We start from the raw sequence: 1,626 nt of genomic DNA on the forward strand, positions 1-1,626 counted from the left end.
TGAGTCGCGGGTGGTGCCCAGTTCGGGGCGCCCGTTCGCGGTGAAGGATCCGAGGCCGGTGTGGGTGACCACGACACCCTTGGGCAGTCCGGTGGATCCCGAGGTGTAGATGACGTAGGCCGGGTGCTCGGTGCGAAGCGAGGACACTCGCTCGTCATCGGTGACCGGTTCGGCGGGCACCGCGAGCGTGTCGAGGGTGTCGAGGCACAGCCAGGTCGTGTCGGTATCGGGCATTCCGTCCCGCACGCCCGCCAGGGTCAATCCGAGACCCGCGCCGGAATCGGTGAGCATATGGGTGATGCGCTCGGCCGGGTGGTTCGGGTCGACCGGCACGAACGCGGCCCCGGTCTTGGCGATCGCCCAGACCGCGGTGATCGCCTCCAACGAGCGCGGGAATGCCACCGCGACAAAGGTTTCCGGTCCTGCGCCGTGTGCGAGCAGGATTCGTGCGACACGGTTGGAGCACGCATCCAGTTCCCGGTAGGACACGGTGCGCTCCCCCGCGACCAGGGCCACACCATCGGGGTTGGCTGCAACACCGGCCGCCAGGATCTCGGGTAGCAGGATCGGATCCGGCCCCGCGCCACCGGTGGCGGGGACGAGCGCGGCGCGTTCCGCTACGTCCAGCACCTCGGCGAGATCGACGGGCGTTGCCGGGTCGGCGTCGAGGAGCGCGGCAAGGAAATCGAGGAATCGGCCGTAGTGCGCGCGTAGCTCGGCGTCGGTGTACCGGTTCGGGTTGCCTTCGAAATCAACTCGGGGGCAGCCATTTTCACTGGGATAGATGTTGACCGACAGGTCCTCGACTGGGCCCGTCGAAAGAATGTGGAAGCGTCCCGCGAGCTCGCCCAGCACAAGCTCGGGGGCGAAGTTCATGATGTTGAGCGCAGGCCCGTAGAACCCCCGCGCGGATCCGTTGCCGATGTCGCGACGCAGATCCTCGGCGCGGTAGCGCTGATGTCGCAGCGCGCCCGTCAATTCCAGCTGCGCGGCGCTGACCAGTTCTCGTAGCGATGTTGTGGCCCCAACCGAGAATCGCAACGGAACGACGTTGGAGATCATGCCGCCCGAGCGACGCAGCACGGCGTTGGTGCGGGCCGAGACCGGCAAGCTCAACACCAGGTCGGTGGTATCGGTCATCCTCGCCAGGAACGCGGCGAGTGCGGCGATGGTGATCGCGGTATCGGCGGTATCAAGCCGAGCCGCTGCGTCGCGCAGTCCCTCGGTGAGCCGTGCCGGAAGCGCTCCGCCGGCGACCCGGGAGCGTGAGTCCATCTCGCCGGCGCGCACTGCAAGCGTCACCGGCGCCGGCAGGTCGGCCGCCTTGGCCAGCCAATACTCGCGATCCTTCGCGGCCCGAGATGAACCGCGGTACTCGTCCTCGGTGGCGTTGAGCGCTCTCAGGTCCGCGATACGCGCGTCCGCTGGCTCCACCCCACCGACCAGGGCGGTATACCGCTCGGCAATACGGCTCAGGAGCATGACCGCGCCATAGCCGTCGAGTGCGATGTGATGGCTGCAGGAATACCAGTAGTAGTGCTCGTCGCCCACCCGGATGACCGCGGCGTTGATCAGCCGGTCGGTCAGGACATCGTGCGGGGCCGAGTAATCGGCCAGCATCCACTC

Annotated in this window: 1 protein-coding gene; it reads right to left on the reverse strand. The window is 67.7% G+C overall.

What is annotated here, in order from left to right:
• The coding region (locus A8G08_RS07830) for an AMP-binding protein (RefSeq protein WP_157108457.1) at nt 1-1,626 on the reverse strand (1,626 nt) is incomplete at both ends.

This window comes from Aldersonia kunmingensis, from assembly GCF_001646865.1.
Classification (GTDB): domain Bacteria; phylum Actinomycetota; class Actinomycetes; order Mycobacteriales; family Mycobacteriaceae; genus Aldersonia; species Aldersonia kunmingensis.